Source organism: Pseudoalteromonas sp. PAR1 (assembly GCF_947311895.1).
GTDB lineage: Bacteria > Pseudomonadota > Gammaproteobacteria > Enterobacterales > Alteromonadaceae > Pseudoalteromonas > Pseudoalteromonas lipolytica_C.
The window spans coordinates 45631-65238 of sequence record NZ_CAMZMY010000008.1 but is presented as its reverse complement, the minus strand read 5'-3'; the positions used below and the strand labels follow the sequence as shown (position 1 = coordinate 65238).

General features: G+C 41.1%; 14 protein-coding genes. 6 read left to right on the top strand and 8 right to left on the bottom strand.

Translation table 11 applies throughout. From position 1 onward, the window contains the following. Positions 1–234 precede the first annotated feature (234 nt). Both QL229_RS08525 and dapA read right to left on the bottom strand, forming a co-directional pair. Positions 235–1536 carry a DEAD/DEAH box helicase gene (locus QL229_RS08525; RefSeq protein ID WP_138557737.1) on the bottom strand — a complete coding sequence of 434 codons (1302 nt, stop codon included), beginning with the start codon at positions 1534–1536 and terminating at the stop codon, positions 235–237. 109 nt (positions 1537–1645) lie between these two features. Further along, positions 1646–2560, bottom strand: coding sequence for a 4-hydroxy-tetrahydrodipicolinate synthase (gene dapA, locus QL229_RS08520; RefSeq protein WP_135926939.1), 915 nt, complete (start codon positions 2558–2560; stop codon positions 1646–1648). Between the two features lie 159 nt (positions 2561–2719). On the opposite strand from dapA, the gene QL229_RS08515 reads away from it, so the two are divergent. Both QL229_RS08515 and QL229_RS08510 read left to right on the top strand, forming a co-directional pair. Further along, positions 2720–3373 (top strand): DUF6058 family natural product biosynthesis protein, encoded by a 654-nt coding sequence (locus QL229_RS08515; RefSeq protein ID WP_135926334.1) that lies wholly within the window; start codon positions 2720–2722, stop codon positions 3371–3373. A gap of 240 nt (positions 3374–3613) precedes the next feature. Beyond that, complete coding sequence (locus tag QL229_RS08510; RefSeq protein ID WP_138557738.1) at positions 3614–7393, top strand: S8 family serine peptidase; 3780 nt, start codon at positions 3614–3616, stop codon at positions 7391–7393. Between the two features lie 97 nt (positions 7394–7490). Here QL229_RS08510 and QL229_RS08505 read toward each other — a convergent pair whose 3' ends face one another. After that, positions 7491–7763, bottom strand: coding sequence for a hypothetical protein (locus tag QL229_RS08505; protein ID WP_138557739.1), 273 nt, complete (start codon positions 7761–7763; stop codon positions 7491–7493). 202 nt (positions 7764–7965) lie between these two features. Here QL229_RS08505 and QL229_RS08500 point away from each other — a divergent pair, with 202 nt between their 5' ends. Continuing rightward, entirely contained in the window at positions 7966–8217 is a 252-nt protein-coding gene (locus QL229_RS08500; RefSeq protein ID WP_138557740.1) for a type B 50S ribosomal protein L31, read from the top strand. Positions 8218–8236: 19 nt separating this feature from the next. Then, on the top strand, positions 8237–8374 hold the full coding sequence (gene ykgO, locus QL229_RS08495; protein WP_138557741.1) for a type B 50S ribosomal protein L36: 138 nt from the start codon (positions 8237–8239) through the stop codon (positions 8372–8374). A gap of 51 nt (positions 8375–8425) precedes the next feature. Here ykgO and QL229_RS08490 read toward each other — a convergent pair whose 3' ends face one another. Continuing rightward, on the bottom strand, positions 8426–8812 hold the full coding sequence (locus QL229_RS08490; RefSeq protein WP_135926329.1) for a cytochrome b562: 387 nt from the start codon (positions 8810–8812) through the stop codon (positions 8426–8428). Between the two features lie 347 nt (positions 8813–9159). Between QL229_RS08490 and QL229_RS08485 the strand changes: the two genes are divergently transcribed. Both QL229_RS08485 and QL229_RS08480 read left to right on the top strand, forming a co-directional pair. Further along, on the top strand, positions 9160–12090 hold the full coding sequence (locus QL229_RS08485) for a TonB-dependent receptor (RefSeq protein WP_138557742.1): 2931 nt from the start codon (positions 9160–9162) through the stop codon (positions 12088–12090). A 159-nt stretch (positions 12091–12249) separates the two neighbouring features. Then, complete coding sequence (locus QL229_RS08480; RefSeq protein ID WP_281546767.1) at positions 12250–13293, top strand: ABC transporter substrate-binding protein; 1044 nt, start codon at positions 12250–12252, stop codon at positions 13291–13293. 36 nt (positions 13294–13329) lie between these two features. Here the strand turns inward: QL229_RS08480 and QL229_RS08475 are convergent, their stop codons facing one another. The 4 genes from QL229_RS08475 to QL229_RS08460 form a co-directional block, all read right to left on the bottom strand. Beyond that, entirely contained in the window at positions 13330–14955 is a 1626-nt protein-coding gene (locus QL229_RS08475) for a di-heme oxidoredictase family protein (protein WP_138557744.1), read from the bottom strand. Between the two features lie 43 nt (positions 14956–14998). Continuing rightward, on the bottom strand, positions 14999–16150 hold the full coding sequence (locus tag QL229_RS08470) for an imelysin family protein (protein ID WP_138557745.1): 1152 nt from the start codon (positions 16148–16150) through the stop codon (positions 14999–15001). A gap of 12 nt (positions 16151–16162) precedes the next feature. Continuing rightward, positions 16163–17566 (bottom strand): hypothetical protein, encoded by a 1404-nt coding sequence (locus tag QL229_RS08465; protein WP_138557746.1) that lies wholly within the window; start codon positions 17564–17566, stop codon positions 16163–16165. Positions 17567–17834: 268 nt separating this feature from the next. Then, positions 17835–19604 (bottom strand): sugar phosphorylase, encoded by a 1770-nt coding sequence (locus tag QL229_RS08460; RefSeq protein WP_138557747.1) that lies wholly within the window; start codon positions 19602–19604, stop codon positions 17835–17837. Between the last annotated feature and the right edge of the window lie 4 nt (positions 19605–19608).

Here is a 19608-nt window from a genome sequence, read left to right as displayed (position 1 = left end):
TGATTTGATTTATTATTCTTTTTAAGTACTGCATAAACATCCATTTAGAGACTGATGCGTTAAAAACGCTATTTAACTGATTTCAAAGCGATTGTAATTCAGTGAGGTACATTTGTTAACCCAATTCTACATTTCGACAGCCAAAAATTAACAAAACACGCCTTTTGTATTAATTTCAGAGTAAAAAAAAGCCCCATCACCTTTCAAAGTGATGGGGCTTTTTTTACAACTAAATTATTTTTTAAGACTTAACTTATTGCCTTTTAATGATTTACGCACATTTGCAATACGCGAACGGTTCTTTGCGCGGGCCTCACCTGTAGCTTGGCCTGATGGCTTGTTTGTACGACTACGGCGTAAATGCGATGGCTTTTTACCTATTTTCTCAATTAATACATCACGGTTACTTACTTCGTAACCAGGCAATACGATTCGTTTAATGCGTTGGCCAATCAGCTTTTCAATATCGAATAAAGTATTTTCTTCTTCACGACTAACAAATGAGATAGCCTCACCTGGTTTTCCTGCACGACCAGTGCGGCCAATACGGTGAACATAGTCTTCTGCAAGCCATGGTAAATCGATATTAATAACACGCGGCAAGCCTTCAATATCAATACCACGCGCAGCCACTTCGGTTGCTACTAGTACGCGAACTTTGCCTTCTTTAAATTCACGTAATGCGCGGCGACGGTTACCTTGCGTCTTATCACCATGACAAACAACAGCAGGGATACCATCAAGATTAAGCTCTTTAACAAGCTCATCAGCTGTTTCTTTCATGTTCACAAAAACCAGTACTTGCTGCCAGTTTTTCTTACCAATTAATTCAGATAAAAGCTCTTGTTTACGGCGCTCTTCAACTGGATAAACAACGTGTTGCACTGTTTCTGCGGTACTGTTTGTTTGGTCTACATGAATGATTTCTGGTTGTTTTAGAACTTTACTTGCAAACTGTTTAATTGCCGCAGGAAAAGTGGCAGAGAATAATAAAATCTGACGCGCTTCATCACAGCCGTTGATGACTGTTTGCATATCATTGATAAAGCCCATATCTAGCATGCGGTCAGCTTCATCAAGCACTAAATGTTTTACACTTGCTAAGCTGATATTACCTAAACGAATATGATCAAGTAAGCGCCCAGGTGTTGCTACAACAATATCGACACCCGCTTTAAGATCATTTGCTTGGCCAGCTAAATTTATACCACCAAATAAGCACACTGTTTTAAGTTCGGTATACTTAGCAAACGATTTGAAATTATTAGCAATTTGTTCAGCAAGTTCACGAGTCGGCGCAAGCACTAATGCACTCGGGGCATTATTATCACTAACTGCTGATTCTGATAACTTTTGGATTATTGGTAATGCAAATGCCGCGGTTTTACCCGTACCAGTTTGCGCACTAACAAGTACGTCTTTGCCTTTTCTTACCGCAGGAATTGCACTACGTTGAACGGGAGTAAGCGTTTCGAAATTAAGCTCATCTAATGCCTGTAAAAGCTCAGAAGAAAAACTAAATGATTTAAAATTCATGCTGTATAACCTGCGGCCATTATATCAAGGGTCGCAAATTATACAGAAAAAAAATGATTTTAGTTAGTTATAACTTAACTAAATATGCGCTAAATGACTTAATCTGCACTTAAAGCAAAATAACGTCTTGCTCAGCTAAAATATTTGCCTCACTACCCACAATATCAGCAACATTAAGTTCGTTAATATAACCTAAGCCAATTTCTTGCTGCGCATTTGTTAGTGGCACATAAGGTAAACGGAACACAGGGTTCACCGCACCAGTCATCATCAGCGCCGTATTGATCGCAATCGGATTAGGCTCGCAGAATAACCAGTTCATAAGTGGCTGTAGTTTTGTATTTAGTGCCTCATTTTTTTCATCCATCAATTGACGGAAAAGGCCGGGAATTAAGTTAGATGTAACTGAGATCACGCCATGGGCATTATGAATATGCCTTGCATCATGCGCTTCATCGTCATTACCTGACCAACAAGCTATGCCTTGCTGTTCATAATGTGCGATACGCTCATTACCACCGCACTCTTTTACACCGATAAAATGCTTGTGTTTTGCCAAAGGTTCAATGATATCAGGTGTTAAGTCTTGACCTGTGCGACCCGCAACATTGTAGATAAACGCCGGGCCAATATCGAGTAAACGATTAAAGTGCTCTTTTACACCAGCCATTGACGTACGGCCATAGTATGGATTAATTTGCAGCGCCGCATCCATACCTGTTGCAAAACCATATTCAGTTGCTTTTATAGCTTCACGCGTATTATTACTTCCTGTGTTACCAACAATTAATAAGCGGTCAGAGAATTTGCTCACACTGTGTGCGATTAGCATTAAGTGCTCTTCCCAATTCATTAGTTGACCTTCACCGGTCGTCCCACCGACAATAATGCCATCAACTCCAGCTGCAATTTGTTGTTCAACAAGGTCGTCATAACAAGCAAGATCAATTTCACCATTGGTTAAATAAGGTGTTTTAATAGCAGTGATCAAGCTTGCTTGTTTAATTGTTTCTAGGCTGCGCATAACTTTTTAATGTTTGGAAAATTTGCGCTAGTTGTATCATAAACCCAGCCATTTTCCGAGTAGTCTGATGCAATAAATAAAAAAACTTGAGAAAAAATCAAACTTAAGCCAAAATCAAATACTGTATAAATTAACAGTATTTATTGTGAGTAATTGATAATGCAACTTTCCAAATTTTTGGCAACCTACTTTTATACTACTGAAGAGCTATGTCAAACCCTCTCAATTGATGAGGATACGCTTGCAAACTGGCAACAAAGTAGCTTATTTCCCAAACCTAGTTATTGTTTGCAGAGTCAATTAGAGTGCAGTTCATATTCAGGTATTTATCAGTGTGAAGAGTATCAAGACTATTACCCGCGTGGTGCAGCAAGTTGGGGGCAATTAATCATAAAACATGACATAAGCTCATCATGCCAAGCCTTTAATTATTTTGCTCAACATTACTCAACACAACTTGCTAAACTTGCTGAACAAGGGTTTGCCATTGACGAAGAATTGTTTGGTAGCGACATAGATGAGCATTTACAACAAGTATGGCAGCAATTTCTATGCAGCAAATATGGCGTGCTAACACAAAATGGTCTCGTTGAAGAAGCTGTGCAACTTGATGTTGCTAAACTGCTTATTGATGATATTACTGAGCTTCGGACAAAGACTGGTTTGAGCGTGGAAGAGCGCCAAACCCTGCATAAAGCACTCAAACTCATGAATCGCGCATTGAGTCACGGTACCGGGCACGAAGGTAAAAATACCCTTCGCCATCGTTACATTGATGATGTAGTGGCAAAATATGATTTATCAGTAAAATAACGGCTATAAAATCCGTTTTTTCTTGAAAGTGAACATACCATGAACCCACGCACAAAGTTACAGCAATGTATCACTTGTTAATTTTTGGTTAGTACATTTTGCTACTTTTGTTTTGTAGGTTTTCAGCTAGATAGCCGTTAAATTCATCTCGAAGAGTTATCTTTGGGTCATTAAAAACATGACAGCCTCTCGATAACTCCTTTCTTCCCAATAAATTATATTAAAACGAAGGATGAATAGATGAAACCTTTCCCAAGGCTTGGTCGCGTCAAAGCGACCTACTTGGCTATGCTCGGTTTAACCTTTGCTCAGCCAACTTTAGCGCAAACTAATGTAGTAACTAATCAAACTAAAGCAGATGCGCTTACATTTACCCTGATCACCGGTGATAAAGTCTCTGCTGTCGTAAACAAAGATGGCGAACTAAGCGGCATTCGTATGCTCAATGCTGATGGCTCCGATGCAATCACCAGTATTTTTAAACGCGGTAAGAGCACATACGTTGTACCTAATCATGCACAAGCGCTTGTTGACTCTCAAGCAATCGATTTAGAACTATTTAACATTAATAAGCTGTATGAATCTGGCTATGATGATGCGTCAACAGATGCTTTACCTGTGATTGTTGAGTACAAAGACGGAACTCTAGCTGGTGCGGCCGTTCCATCAGCCTTAGCAGGCATGTCTCTGACTGGCGAAATCGAGCTAATCGATAGTGCAGCGTTTGCTATTAGCAAAGAAAAAGCGGCACAAACCTGGCAAAGTTTGGCTTCACAAGCTGATGTAGAAGGTATTTGGCTGGATGCTGTAGTGCATGCACACAAAGTAACTCAATCAGCAGCCCTAACACCTACTGTGCCATTAACAGGTGCTTATGGTGAATCTGCAATTAACTTCAATGGTGCAGGCATTAAAGTAGCCGTACTTGATACAGGTTATGATACTGAACACCCAGACTTACAAGGTCGTGTTATTGCATCTCGTGACTTTACCTATTCAAGCAATGGTGTAGATGACTTAAACGGGCACGGTACGCACACAGCTTCAACTGTTGCAGGTAATGGTCATGAGTCAGATGGGAAATGGGTAGGTGTTGCCCCAGCAGCTGATCTCATCATTGGTAAAGTACTGAGTAATACTGGCTCTGGTTCAACCTTCGGTATATTAAATGGTATGCAATGGGCTGTGCTTTCCGAGCAAGCTGATATCGTAAATATGTCATTAGGAGGCTCGGGCACTAGCTGTGGTGGCCCACTTGTAGAGATGGTGGAAGCGCTGAGCGACAAAGCCCTGTTTGTTATTTCTGCAGGTAATAGCTTTACCCGCGAGACAATTGGTCTACCAGGCTGCGCGCCAAGCGCACTGACTGTTGGTGCAATTGATAGAGAAGGTAATACAGCTTCATTTTCATCACGAGGCCCATCGCCAGATGGTCATTCAGCAAAGCCTGATATTGCCTCACAAGGTGTGTCTGTTGTAGCTGCTGCTTCAGGTGGTCTAGGCGATACTGCATACCGCGTCTATTCGGGTACCTCAATGGCTGCGCCTCATGTTGCTGGTGGTGCTGCGCTTGTTATGCAGGCTCGTGCAGAGCTTAGTCCACAAGAAATTAAAAACGTTCTAACTTCGTCAGTATTTAGCGGTGATTCTCACGTTCTTGAGCAAGGAGCTGGCGCGATGAATATCGACCGTGCCATTAACCAAGCTATAGTTGCCCCTGCCAACCGTGAACTAGGCTTTTTTGAAAACAGTAATAGCGATGAGTTTACACAAACTCACATCACACTGACTAATACGTCTGATTCAGATATTACCCTTAAACTGAAGCTAGATTTAATTGGTGAGGATGGCAAAACGCAATTACCTGCTACGCTGGCAGGTTTAGATACCAAAACAATCACCATACCGGCTCAAGGTGAAGCAAATGTACCTATGTGGATTGACCCACGCGTTGCACTTAATAACGGTGCATATGGTGCTATCACAGGTCGAGTTACAGGCACGACTGTTGGAACTAGCGATCATCAAGTTACAGTTCCTGTCTCTTTTTGGGTTGCTCAACCTACCGTTCAATTATCTGTTAACTTAACCGACCGCTGGGGCAATCCAGCCACTTCACCATCAAAGCTTTATCTAATCAACGAAGAAGATGATTGGGGTAGCTTGGTCAGATTATCTGGCGGCAAAGCGAGTATTGATGTTCCTGCAGGTTACTACACACTGATTGCAAACATCATGACATTCGACAACCCGCAAACAAGCTCAGGTTTAGTTGAATCAGCAGCACAGATGGCTGTTTTAAACCGTAAAATTGATGGCCAAACGCATATCGATTTTGATGCCCGCAGCGCTCAAAAAGTTACCTTTAAAGCAGATCAGCCACTCGATCCACAAGGCTATTCTTTTGGTTTTACCTATGCAATTGACGATGAAAAAGTAGCTAAACTCGCAGCGATTGAGATGGCACCAGATTACGTCAATGAGATGTATGCTTGGTCACAGGGCCATGATGATCGTTTTCGCTCATTCATTACCACTCGCGCCGTTGCACCTGAGACAACGGTCATGATGCAAAATGGCGAAAAGCTTGATTACATCAAGCAAGGTTTAGCATTGTCATTCCATGGTGAAGGGTCTGCTGAAGTTCTCCCTGTCGGTGATGCTGGTTATAGCACGGATTGGAGCCAGTTTGATCTGGATAGTAAAATTGCACTTATTGCAAATCCAAATTATCTCACCTCTTACATGGTAGGTAATGCTATGAAACATGGCGCCATAGGCGTGATTTTCTATCGTCCAGACCGTGGTGGTCGCTATAAAGGTGCAATTACAGGCACACCAAAGGTACCAGTTATCGGTATCAGCACTGAACAAGGTGAAAGATTAATGGCCGAAATTGAAGCCGGCAACAATCTTGTTAGTTGGTCAGGTATAGCGGCTGAACGCTCGCCATACGCTTATTCAATTAATCACATTACTGATGGCAGGATTGAGTCAGGGCAAATCAATATCGCTGACCATAGAATGCATAAGATCACTGCCTCGTACCATTCACAAAATGATGAACGTCCAGCTTGGACTGATGTAATGGCAATGACCAATAGTACCGGTGAATTTTATTCGACGGGTAGCTCACAACTTATCATGTTGCCTCAGGTACGAGACGAGTATTACACCGCGACAGCTAAAAATGCCTGGACTAACGTTGTTATGCCTAATTACCAAATTCAAAGTGCGGGCGCTTATTTTGACGGTCCTCGTGCTATGACCGAAGGGGCCGAAGAAACAACAACATGGTTTAAAGGCCCTCGAGCAGGTAGCTTGGGCAGCGGTGGTTCACCGATTATTCGTCGAGATACTAATGTACTTTACTTTAATCTTGCCTCGTTTGGCGATGCGTCAAACCATGACGGTATTTTTGGTTATATGGGCAGCTCTGCATTTGGCTTACGTTTAGATGGCGAGCCAGTATTTCCATATCAAGGAACCTTAACACTCAAGCCAGGCGACCACCAAGTAACCCTTGAAATGCGCTCTTATGCTCGTGGTGTTGGTGAGCGTTCACCTGTTAAAGATCATTTAGGGTCACTCTATCAAGGCTTCTACACCTTTACTGCTAACGAACAACTGCAGGGTGCACAACCTATCTTGGTGCCTATGATCGACTTACCTGTTGATATTAATAACAGCATGCAAGTGGGTGAAGCAGCGCATATTAAACTAACAGGTTTACTCGATGGAGTTGGTGAAGTACCGCTTGCAAACGTAGAGTTCCAATACGCTTACGGTCAAGAATGCGGTATCGAAACAGTCCCTGCTTATATTTATTGTCCAGTATCGACTCAGTTTTCAACCGAAAATTGGCTTGATGCTAAAGTAGAACAAATAGACGGTGAATGGGTTGCTACTATTCCAAATACCGGCGTTAAAGGAGACTTTGTACATATTCGTACTATCGTTTCTGACTATGGTTCAAGTTCTGCCGAACAAATTACTATGCGAGCATACATGCTTGACTAACAAGTTAGTGCTATAAACTAAAAGCCGCCTTTGGGTGGCTTTTTTAGTTCAAAAAAACAACAAAACAGTTAATTTGTTTTGGTAATTCAGCTATCAGCTAATCTAAATGCTCATAGTGTCCACGATAGACTTCAAAGGTTTTAACCACGGTATGTTGCTCTTTACTTAGGTTATCAAACCAATGATCAAAACGCTCATCATCATCCTGCTCACTAAGTGCTAGATACTGAGCCAAAAGCTCTATTATGTCGTTATGTGAACACTGCAAAGTATCAACTTGGTTTGCTAATGTAGAGTGATCTTTATCGCGAAGCGTGTTCATTACATTTTGATCTAGTTCTTCGCGGCCAGCTATATCATTCACTTCCATATCCCTCTCTTAAATAAGCACGCATACCTAGTTATAACAGCCTTATTAACAATAGCCAGTTTTTTAAATTCAACTGCTCACTGATTGTTCATAATGACTAATTTTAAGCCAACCAACCTACAAATAAGAATTATTTTTATCTTGAAGCCTGTCTATTTTTGCTTTATATTTGATATATTATCACATAACAAAAAGGTAAATAATGAAACCTAATATACACCCTGAATACCATCAAGTAGCGTTTCACGATACTGCTGCCGACAGCTACTTTATTATCGGTTCGACGATTAAAACATCGCGTACTATAGAGCTTGATGGTAAAACATACCCTTACGTACCAATTGATGTATCGAGTGATTCACACCCATTTTATACCGGCAAGCAAAAAGCAGTAGCAAGCGATGGTCGTGTAGCTGCATTTAATCGTCGTTTTAAAAACTTAGTGAGCAAGTAAATCGCGTTTAGGAGTTAAAATGAAAGTATTAAGCTCTCTTAAAAGTGCAAAATCCCGTCCGGGTTGCCAAATTGTCAAGCGCAAAGGCCGCGTTTATGTAATTAATAAAGACAATCCGCGCTTTAAAGCAGTTCAAGGTAAAAAGAAAAAGCGTTAAAAAAGGTGCTTCAGCACCTTTTTTAAGTCTAATTTCGAAAATTAAATAATATTATTTTCCAAATAACAGCTGCCAAAAACCTGGCGGTTCATGGAGTTCATGGTATTTTTTTCGTAAATCATCTATTGATTTAAGAGGTACTTTCGCTGCATCAAGTCCCTGCTTGCTGGCTAGTTCTTTAGCCAGATTTGCCTGTTTGATTACTTTATCAAGTCCTTCAAGAGATGCTGTTTTATGCTGTTTAAAGTCGGCTGTCCGTGCTTTTTCTAACAAGTGAATAAACTCATCAATTGATGTATTAAACACTTCAAGACTCGTTGCACGAACCGAGTTTTTATAAGCCAGCCCCATATTCTTCATATTTGCTTCAAGATCGAGCTCTTCTGCTACACAGACTGCCGAGAAAAATACCAATAAGGTAACTAGAAAAAATTTCATAAAGTACTCATGTGGAAAAACTTGGCCGCATTATATGTCGAAACACATCATCAGCCTAATTCAAAAAGTTAGCATCAGTTTATAAAGCATTATTACCATACCAAAAATCACATCTATTGATAATCATTTTCATTGCGTAAAAGCAAACTATAAATAGCCACATTATCAATCTAAAAAACCAACTCAACAATAAACCATTGTTATAAAAAAGTTTTAAGTGGCTACATTTTGCTACGAACTTTTGATTTGGGAACAATAGGGACAATGCTAGAGTGATCTCGTTAACATTTGGAAAACATAGTTAACACCCCACCCAGGGATAGAACAATAAAGTAACAGGTGAAATAATGATAAAAAATAATCTTTTAAGTGCTAGCATCAAGCTTGCTCTATGCTCATCGGCGCTTGCCATTTCAGGTCAGTCATTTGCTGCTGATGAAGAAGGTGCAGAAGCTATTGAAAAAGTACAAGTTATCGGCTCTCGTATTCGAACTGACAGTTTCGCAAGTGAAACTCCTATAGATATAATCACAGTAGAAGATGCAAAAAATGAAGGCATCAAAACACTAGCTGATTTACTTAGAACCAGCACTGCCGCTGCAGGTTCAAATCAAATTACCTCAGCAATGAGTGTGGGTTATGTTACTGCTGGTGGTAAAGGTACGGAGACTGCATCGTTACGTGGTTTAGGTGCTTCTCGTACCCTAATTCTTCTAAATGGACGTAGAGCTGGTCCAGCAGGTACTCGTGGCCAAGTTTCTGCTTTTGACCTTAATACTATTCCACTATCGACAATTGAACGTGTAGAAATCCTTAAAGATGGCGCATCTTCATTATACGGTTCTGATGCGATTGCAGGTGTTATCAACATTATTACTAAAAAAGGTGACGATAAATCTGTAAATGTTGATATTAGCCAACCATTTGAATCAGGTGGTGAAGAGCAACGCTTCAATGTTAGCTATGGTGAAGAATTTAGCAAAGGCTCTTTCCGTGTAACTGCTGATTATAAAGTTTCAAAAGAGTTGAAACGAGGTGATCGAGACTTCCTTAATTGTACAGAGCGACTTTTATATAATTCGGATGGCTCTCAAGCTGATCCGATAGATCCAAGAACAGGCAAGGCAAACTGTAATGAAACTGGTTATGGCCTTTGGGTATATGGTGCAGGTGCATCAAATGTTGTAGGTAGTGGACCAAACCTAGCATACGACTATGATGGATTCTTCGGCGCAAACGGATATGATAATTATAATAGCACAGCGACTCAACCAGGTGATTTAACCACTCCTGATGGCTGGTATCCTGTTTCTTATGACAAAGAAAGTGATGGTTGGTGGGACCTTCAGCACCCGTTTCTAGACAATGAAAGTATGCGTCCAGAAACTGAAGTGTGGTCAGTATTTGCTCAAGGTGATTACGCAATTACTGATGATATGAAATTATACGGCGAATTAATCCATAGCTCACGAACGACCACAATGAGTAGTTATAGACAGTTTTGGATTGGTGATATTGGCCCTCAAGCTGCAGACCTATTTGATGGTTTCTCTGGAAACGCATTTTTAATGCCTGTTGCATTATCTGATCACTACGGTTCTGAGACGACGGTTGATTACACGCGTGCTGTAGTTGGTTTAGAAGGTAGCCTAGGCGATTGGTTGTGGGATGTTTCTTACCAAAATAGTTACAATGACGGCGAATATCAGCAACAGATCTTCTTAAGAGATTCGCTTGTCATGTCTCAGCTAAATTTAGCTAACGGCGTCCAATGTAATGGTGAAGTAACTGAGTTTTCAAAAAGAACTTGTGTAGATATCCCTTGGACTGATCCAAATTTCTTAGCTGGAAACCCATCTCAAGAGGTTAGAGATTTTATTTTTGGTGAAGATATCGGTAATACTATTTATAAGCAACAAACTTTAGATGCTTATATTACTGGTGACTTATTTGATTTACCAGCAGGCACAGTTGGCTCTGCATTTGGTCTTTCAATCCAGAAAGATGAAATCGAAGACACGCCAGGAAAACATACATTAGAGGGTAACTCTTGGGGTCTAACAGGAGCGGGGATCACTGCAGGTTCACAAATCACACGAGCTGTGTATGGTGAAGTCAAAGTACCTGTTGTAAAAGATCTATTTTTAATGAACTCGCTTGACCTATCAGCATCATTCCGTTGGACAGACGTCAATACTTATGGCAACGATACAACATATAAGCTAGGTCTAAATTGGGAAGTACTTGAAGGCTTTAATATTCGTGCAAACCGCGGTAGTTCTTTCCGCTCGCCAGCACTTTATGAACTTTATTTAGCAAACCAATCTGGTTTTGGTGGACAATTAGCTGTCGATCCTTGTTTGAATTGGTCTGAAGAGTTTGCCGCAGGTAATATTACTCAGACAGTTGCAAACAACTGTCAAGCAGATGGTATCCCTGCTGATTATGCTTTAGGCGGTAGCTCTGCAACTATTTATACAAGTGGTGGTGAAGGACGATTAAAAGCTGAAACTGCGGTCACAGAAACTATTGGTTTTGTTTGGAGAAGTCCAGAAGACACCTATGCTCTTTCAATAGATTATTACAACATTTCGATTGATGATGAAGTAACTAGCTTAAGTGGCGGTGATATTACGTCTCAATGTTATGAATCTAAAGATTTTGCAAATGAGCCGTTGTGTGGCCTTTTCACTCGCCGAGATGGTTCTAATAACGACTACGGTATTGATGAAATCTATAGTGGCTATGTAAATGTTGCGAGCCAAAATGCTCGCGGTGTCGATTATAACTTCACATACCAAGACATGTTTGACTTTGGCTCTATTCGATTCCGATTAGAACACACAATGCAAATTGAGCGTACTTATCAGTTATTCGAAAATAGTGAGCTAAACAATGAAGTTGGCGAGATGGGTGAACCTAAGCATGTTGGTAACGCATCACTAACTTATAGCTGGGATGATTACAGCCTGACATGGACTGCGAATTACTTCGACTCTACTAACGATTACGAATATAACAATGATTCAAATCTAACAACATACCGTGGAGAAGAAGTTCGTTTCGTTGGTGAAACTAGATGGACAACCTATCACACACTTTCAGGTTCGGCTAACTTCTCAGGTGGTTGGAGCGCGACAATGGGTGTTGCAAACTTATTTGATAAAGAGCCTCCTCGCTTATCAAGCACAGAGTTCCAAGTAGGTAATGCGGCATTGTATTCTCAATACGACTCAATTGGCCGACGTGTATTCGCCAATGTAACGTATGAATTTTAATTTAGCGTGACAATTTCAATTTGATTCTCTTAGGGCTGCACATTTGTGCAGCCCTTTTTCTATCAGATATTAAAAAAAATACCCTATTCCAATCATTTACTTAAAATCTACCAATTCGCGCTATACTCTACCCTACCGGTCTTTTAACCTAATAAAGCCATGCTTAAAACAGTATTTATCACTATCTGTCTATTTTACCTGCCTGGTGTTTTTGCCAAGCAAAGTATTATTTTTATTAATCCAGGTCATGCAGATACCAATGTAACAGGCCCGTTTTGGTTTGAAGTGTCGCAGTTGATGCAAAACGCTGCAAAAGACTTTGATCTCGATTTAACTATTCATTATGCCAATCGAAATCATATTGAAATGAAATCTTTAGTGGCTAAAGCAATCAAAGCTAAGCCAGATATGCTCATTTTAGTTGATGAGAAAAGTGTGCTTACGCAACAGCTTTTAAGCTTGTCTCCTGTACCTACACCCATCTATTTTTTACTCAACCGCCCATCTAAGCAAGAGCTAAAACTTATGAGTGATCATGGTATTAATGTCACTGGTAGCGTAGTACCCGATAACAAACAAGCAGGCCAATTATTAGCCAACAAACTAATTGAAAAGAGCCAGCAAGCTGCCAACATTTTCGCAATTAATGGAGACTACACCACCCATGCAGCCCTTGATCGGGAGCAAGGTTTAAAGCAAAGTGTGGCAGCTAATACTAGTGCAAACATTACTGCTAATGCAGTTGCCAATTGGTCAACTAAACAAGCCTACCGTCAAAGCCTTGGTTTTTTTAGGCATCAACCAACTATTAATATTGTTTGGGCGGCAAATGATGCGATGGCGTTAGGGGCAATTGCTGCGCTTGATGAGTTAAACAAACGCAAAAACGTAGTGGTTGGAGCAATTAATTGGCCGCTTAGGGCAGTGGCCAAAAAAATAGATGTCACAATCGGTGGTCATGTTACGCTCGGAGCTTTAGCTATAGTAAATGTTCATGATCTACTCAATAATTACTCAACTGGAGCAATGCATCAAGAAGTGGCTATTTTCAGTCAACATAACGAACAAACGCTAAAGCTGGTTGAACAAATTCACAGTGATAACGTGGCAATTAACTTTCGCGTTTTCAGCAAGGCACATGAAAACCCTCTTCCCTTTAGTGTTGAATCTCTTCTCTTAGAGGCAACAAAAAGCGCACTGTAAAGGGCGTTGACAGTGCGCTTTTAAAGGGGGTTACAGCTATAGTGATTGTAAAAAGCTGATTAACTGTGCTCTTTTTTCACTGCTAAGCTCTGTAAATTCACGCTTACTTTTTTCAGCTTCACCACCATGCCATAAAATCGCTTCTTCAAGTGTTGCTGCACGCCCATCATGTAAGAAACCAGCGGCAGGGTTAACTGTTTTCGTTAAACCAATCCCCCAAAGCGGACGCGTTTTCCACTCACGGCCTGTTGCCATAAAATCACGACGGTTGTCTGCGAGCTCTTCACCCATGTCATGCAACAACATGTCAGTAAATGGCCAAATTTCTTGCCCTTTTACTGCCGCAGGCGCTGCAACACCGCCCAGTAATAAAGCGGCACCATTTGCGGTTACAAAACGAGGCGTATGGCAACCAGTACAGTTTAAATCATCGAATAAACGAGCACCGGCTTTAACACCTTCGTCTGCTACATTACGACGTGCTGGCACAGCAAGTGTTTCTGCGTAAAACACGACCGTATCAGCAAACTCATCACTGGCTTCTGGCAATCCTTGCTCATCAGAACCGGTATCTTGATAGTTAGTACGAGATAAATAACTTTCGTGCATTAATGTATTAGCAATGCTTTCTTCAGGGAACAATGAGTTGGTTACCCCCATGTCACCACGTAGTGCACCTAGTGATTGCTGTCTGACTGATGGTGTACTGGCTTTCCAACCAAATCGTCCAAGTGACACAGGGTTTTCATCACCCGCTTGAGCCTTAACAGCATCAAATACCCAGTTTGCTTTACCAGAAATTCCATCGTTGTCGGCATCATCAACATCTTCAAGCGCTAGAATATCTTGCTCTTCAATCGCTTCAAGCAATCCAAGACCAAAGACAGGCATGCCATTACGGGCACTAAAACGTACATCTTCATTGGCAAGGGCACTTAAACTGAAGTTTTCAGGTGAGTCCCACGCATTGTCGATAGTAAATACCGGCTTTTTCAACGTGACAGTACTGCCATCTGGGTAGCTAAACTCCGTGTAATCATAGCTTAGATATACATCAGCTTGGCCACCAAAATTATGCGTTTGCCAGTCTTCACGGGCTTGTAAAATCCCCCGGTGAAAGAGTTGATCCCCAAACCCTTCAACGCCTGTAGCCTGACAAAAATCATTGACACTACTTGGCATTTCACACACGCCATCAGCTAAGCTAACGCGTAAAAAGATCCCTGCATCATTCGTTAACTTCACAGTTTGCTGTTCAGCGGTAGGAACAATAGTACTTGGGCGACCATCTCGTTGGTGACAAGCATTACAGTTATTGTTATTAAAAACTGGCCCTAAACCATCGAGTTCCGGGTGTGCATCATTCGGGGCTGTCGTAAAGGATGTTTCAAAATTAGCATCGCCAGTTAAGTGAATATCGCGTTCTGAATCACTTAAATTAGGCATAGGTGTAGAGAAACCATGGCCTGAATTATTGGTATCGAGGGCTGTCGCATCACCTGCCAACGCAACGACATCAATATAATTTGGATCCGTTTCGCTACTTGTCGGTGGTGGCGTTGTCGTTTCGGTCGCGCTTTTATCGCTGGTTTTACTTCCACATGCCACTAAAGATAAGGCTGTGAAAGCAAATAGAATTGGTTTAATTGCTTTTACATTCATGACGGTATCTTGCAAAGAGGGGAAGCAAATGCTTCCCCAGCGATTATAAATTCCACTTTTTGATAAGTGGCACAACTTCTTCTTCAAGGGTCGCTTGTAATTCACCTAGCGCATCAATCGCTGTTTGAATTCGAACGCGACCAGCATCATCCTTAATCGCTTGTCTAAATGGCATATCATCTGCACCTGCAATGGCATCAATCGCTGCAATAGCTTCTGTAATTTGAGTTTCAACTTTCGCTGCTAGCTCAGCGTCACCGGCAGTAATGAATGCTTTTAGGCCTGGGCTGTCGTTTTCATCGCTGAATGTGCCTAAAAACACATTTTGTACACCAACAATGTTGTTGCTAAAGTCGGTTAATGAGTTCCAGCTATATTGTGATTCAACCAATGATGTGTCAGCTGTGTCTTTGCTAGTACCAAATGGTTCTGCAATTTTACCGTTACCTACCTCATCAACAATACCGATAACACCATTGACTAACTCTTCAATAACACCTAACTCAGATGAGTATTTATCATTACCCGGCGTTAATAAATAATCTTTATAAGCAGGTTCATCATCCGCATTTGCTGATATACCCCATGCATCAACAAGGCTTTGTGTATGAATATTGAATACTTCAGCACATGCAATTAGGTATTCCATTTCACGCACAGTCATTTCGTCAATTGACTTATCGTTATCTTCAACGCCATTACCGAATAATAAGAACTCCATAGTGTGGAAACCTTGTACACCATCGTCAAAGTTCTTTACATTATCAGCCGAGAACGTTGTGTTACTTGCAAGTAGTGCTTCTAAATCAGCTGTATTCAGTGGCCAAGTATCAAGGTGTGGATCAATTGATAAGCTATCAACAGGACCAAAGATATGCGACTCACCTTGCTCCCAGAATACACGTGCATCTTTCCATGCTTGTTGAGCAGCAAGCAGCGCGGCTTCGTTTTTGTTTTCTAATAATGTCAGTGTCGCATTATGTAAAACAGCCGCCTTGCTGTTTAGCATTTCGTAACCATCCACAATCACTTGCTCAGTTACGTTTTCAATTAAATCTGTTGCGTCATAGCTAAAGCCTGTTACTTCAGTAACAGGTGTGCTTGTATCTGAAGAATCGTCCGAAGAAGACGAACCACATGCAACAAGTGTTGACGCTAAAATGACAGCTGTAATGCTGTTTAATACAGTTTTCATCCCAAGATTCCTTTATAGTTCTGTAGAAAATTTATAGCCAAGAGAGGCGCTAAAGTGAGTCGTGTCATCGATATCGTCTTGTGCGTAATAACGTTGACCGCCCTGAAGTTTTAGAATTAAGTTTTTGTTTGGAAGGTAATTTAAACCAAAGTTAAGCTCACGAATGTCGTAACGATGGATAGCCGCACCACTGGCCACTTCAAGCATTGGGTTGGCATAATCAAACGAGGTAAATACATACAGCGGCGAAGATAAATCAAACAGCCCCTGCATATTATAAGCGGCTTCTACAAATGCAGATTCTGCTTTACTACCAAGCTGTGCAAAGCTTCCCGGACGCAGGCCCGGTGTTGTTTTATTCGCTGCAGTGATAGCAACTGAGTCTTCTAACTCGCCATATAAGTACTGACCACGAAACACAAGATCATCTAACGTCCATGCACCATGTAACCCGAGGATAGATACGTTTCCATCCTCATCGAGTTTGCCCTGATTGCGACGGTTATCTGATGTGTTTGCCGTATAGTAACTAACACCAAAACCTTTACCAGCTTTAACATTGCCATAATCAAGGCGTAATGTGAGCGCTAAATCATCTGCGGTATTTTCTTCAAAGCGTTGCTGTGCACCACCCGCGACCCAATTAGTCGAACGGAAGTATTCAGAGTTAAGACCTGTCGTCACCAATGTTTGCAGTGTAAAGTCAGACCAACGAGAAATTAAGTTAACTCCAGTTTCGTGCCAAACTTGCGGGATCATGGTTGCCTCACCCCAGTGGCGAGTCGTGGTAAAGTATTGATCAGGCTTGTTTAAGTCTGTGCCTAAGCCTACCGGAACATATATATGACCAAACTTGACAGTAAAGTTAGGGTTATATTCATATTCTAGTTGCAGCTTTTCGACAATAACTTCACCACCCGCTTCAACTTCTGATTCAAATTCGCCAAATTCTTCAAAGCCGTCATATTCAAGCGTGGTACCTGTACCGCCGTGTTCATACTCAAGTTCAAATTCGACTTTCCATTTATCATCAATTTCATATTCAAACTCAGTAACAACACGCTCTAAATCTGTTGTGGCGCGGCGCTCTGGAGAAGTATCTTGAACGTTGGCAAACACTTCGTCACTTTTATAAAGCAAAGTACCGTAGCTTTTAAAAGTAAGTTTTGATTCTTTTTTGCTTGCGACTGTAGCAACGGGTGCTGCCTGCTCAGTAACAACTGGGGCTTTTTGTTGCACTGCAACTTGCTGGGTGTTTTTTGCTTCTAATTGACTTTTTAAGTAATCAATCGCTTTTTGTTGTTCAAGGAGTTGTTGTTGAAGTTTTTCGAGTTGAGCTTGCATGTCATCATTTGCAACACTGTATAGTGGAGTCAAAGCCAATGACACCGCGAGAGAGAGTACTGCTTTGTTCATCGTAAAGTGCACCTAAAAATAAAACCAAATGATAATAGTTATCTTTTATATTGTAAATGTTGTTAACTTTACTTTTTACTAAAAACGGTAAATTAGATTAAATAAGATTTAATTTCTAAGACTATTTCATTGAAAATTAAGCTGGAATGATAATTTGGTGTGCAATAAGGAAGCAATTTACGATAACTGTAAGTTACTTGTTAACAAGCAAACCCACCTGATGGGCATACTTGTTAACGATAAGACTTGTATTATCTTGATGATAGGATTATTTATTGCTGAGCCAAACTGCTTGATATGGAGTCAGCGACAATGTTTGTGTTTGCTCAGTAATTTGCTCCCCGCTTATTAAATCTCGCCACTGCTCGGTACCAATCAAATTTAAGTCTGCAAGAGTGAGAGTTTGCGTCTCATCACTAATGTTATAAACACAAAACATGCTTTGTGAACGGTTAATACTTTGTCGCCAAAAACCAAATAACCCCTCACTTAAATGTAACGTATATTGCGTCGCATTAGGGTGAAATGCGCTTTGCGCCTTACGAATAGACATCAAGTTTTTCATCGCTTTAAACACAGTACGGTGATGGGCATTTTCATTACTCAGTTTTGCTAGTAAATCTGATTCTTGCCAACGGTGACGGTTAATAGCCCGATTATGTTGGCTATTTTCAAAGCGCTCATAATCGTTGGTAGTACCGAGTAAGCTATGAATATACAAACCAGGAATGCCTTCAAGCGCAAACATAATGGCATGTGCACATAAAAAGCGAGCAACTCCCCACTTATCAGGGCCTTTATGAGTACCTTGCAATGCATCAAATAAAGCAATGTTTAACTCATAAGGGGTGTTAGTTCCATCTGGTGCGGTACGAAGTGAGACTTTACCGCCATACTTTGCAGTCGTACTGACCATTTCGGCAATTTCACTTTGCTCCAATAACCCTTCGACAGGCCTTAAACCAATACCATCATGTGAAGCTATAAAGTTAAAGTATGCGGTCCCTTCTTGAGGAGGTGGCATACTCATCATCCAATGCTTTAATGCCGTGCTGTCACCACTGAGTAAAGTGTGTAACAGCAACGGTGGCAATGAGAAGTTGTAAATACAGTGCGCTTCGTTGGCATTACCAAAGTACGATAGGTTTTCGCGATTTGGAATATTGGTTTCAGTGATAATAATCACATTAGGCTCAAAGTGCTCAATAAGGGTGCGAAGTAGCCTGATCACTTCGTGAGTTTCAGGTAAATTAATGCAACGGGTATTGAGCTTTTTCCATAAAAATGCCACCGCATCAAGGCGGAAAATACGCACACCATTATCTAAATAATGACGAATAATACCCACAAACTCGTTCAGTACATCTGGGTTGGCAAAATCAAAATCGACTTGGTCATGACTAAACGTACACCACACATGTTGCAAACCATCTTTTGTTTCGACCGCTTGTAAAAGAGGCGATGTACGCGGACGAACAACCTGCACTAGGTCGTCACTCGGGCTTGCCGTTTTAAAATACCCTTTACCCGGCTCTTTGCCTTGAATAAAGTTTTCGAACCAGACACTTCGGCTTGAACAATGGTTGATCACCAAATCAGCCATCAATCTAACATCTGCTGAAATATCACGAATATGCTGCCAACTGCCTAACGCTTCATTCACTTGCACATAATTCATTACCGCAAAGCCTTCATCTGAGCTATATGGGTAAAATGGCAAAATGTGCAGTGCATTAAGCTCAGGCAAGCATTGGCTTTTTACAAACCGATGTAAAGTATGCAAAGGTGGCTCTTCAGGCTTTGCCACGGCATCATCCGTATTCGCATGGCGAATGATTGAATCACCATAAGCAATTAAAATCATGTCTTGTTCATCCCAACGGTTTTTATGCGGCGTTGGGTCACGAACAGGATCATCACCTAACATGGTATTGATAAGCCTGTCTGCAAGTTGTTCAAGCGAGGTTGATAACTCAACCTCGGCGTAGATACAGGTTAAATGCTGTATAACCCGTTGTTGGAGTAGCTCTAAAGTCACGTGT

Excerpts from the sequence above, each read along its gene's own strand:
- QL229_RS08525 (WP_138557737.1), bottom strand. The coding sequence starts at position 1,536 with ATGAATTTTAAATCATTTAGTTTTTCTTCTGAGCTTTTACAGGCATTA.
- dapA (WP_135926939.1), bottom strand. The coding sequence starts at position 2,560 with ATGCGCAGCCTAGAAACAATTAAACAAGCAAGCTTGATCACTGCTATT.
- QL229_RS08515 (WP_135926334.1), top strand. The coding sequence starts at position 2,720 with ATGCAACTTTCCAAATTTTTGGCAACCTACTTTTATACTACTGAAGAG.
- QL229_RS08510 (WP_138557738.1), top strand. The coding sequence starts at position 3,614 with ATGAAACCTTTCCCAAGGCTTGGTCGCGTCAAAGCGACCTACTTGGCT.
- QL229_RS08505 (WP_138557739.1), bottom strand. The coding sequence starts at position 7,763 with ATGGAAGTGAATGATATAGCTGGCCGCGAAGAACTAGATCAAAATGTA.
- QL229_RS08500 (WP_138557740.1), top strand. The coding sequence starts at position 7,966 with ATGAAACCTAATATACACCCTGAATACCATCAAGTAGCGTTTCACGAT.
- ykgO (WP_138557741.1), top strand. The coding sequence starts at position 8,237 with ATGAAAGTATTAAGCTCTCTTAAAAGTGCAAAATCCCGTCCGGGTTGC.
- QL229_RS08490 (WP_135926329.1), bottom strand. The coding sequence starts at position 8,812 with ATGAAATTTTTTCTAGTTACCTTATTGGTATTTTTCTCGGCAGTCTGT.
- QL229_RS08485 (WP_138557742.1), top strand. The coding sequence starts at position 9,160 with ATGATAAAAAATAATCTTTTAAGTGCTAGCATCAAGCTTGCTCTATGC.
- QL229_RS08480 (WP_281546767.1), top strand. The coding sequence starts at position 12,250 with ATGCTTAAAACAGTATTTATCACTATCTGTCTATTTTACCTGCCTGGT.
- QL229_RS08475 (WP_138557744.1), bottom strand. The coding sequence starts at position 14,955 with ATGAATGTAAAAGCAATTAAACCAATTCTATTTGCTTTCACAGCCTTA.
- QL229_RS08470 (WP_138557745.1), bottom strand. The coding sequence starts at position 16,150 with ATGAAAACTGTATTAAACAGCATTACAGCTGTCATTTTAGCGTCAACA.
- QL229_RS08465 (WP_138557746.1), bottom strand. The coding sequence starts at position 17,566 with ATGAACAAAGCAGTACTCTCTCTCGCGGTGTCATTGGCTTTGACTCCA.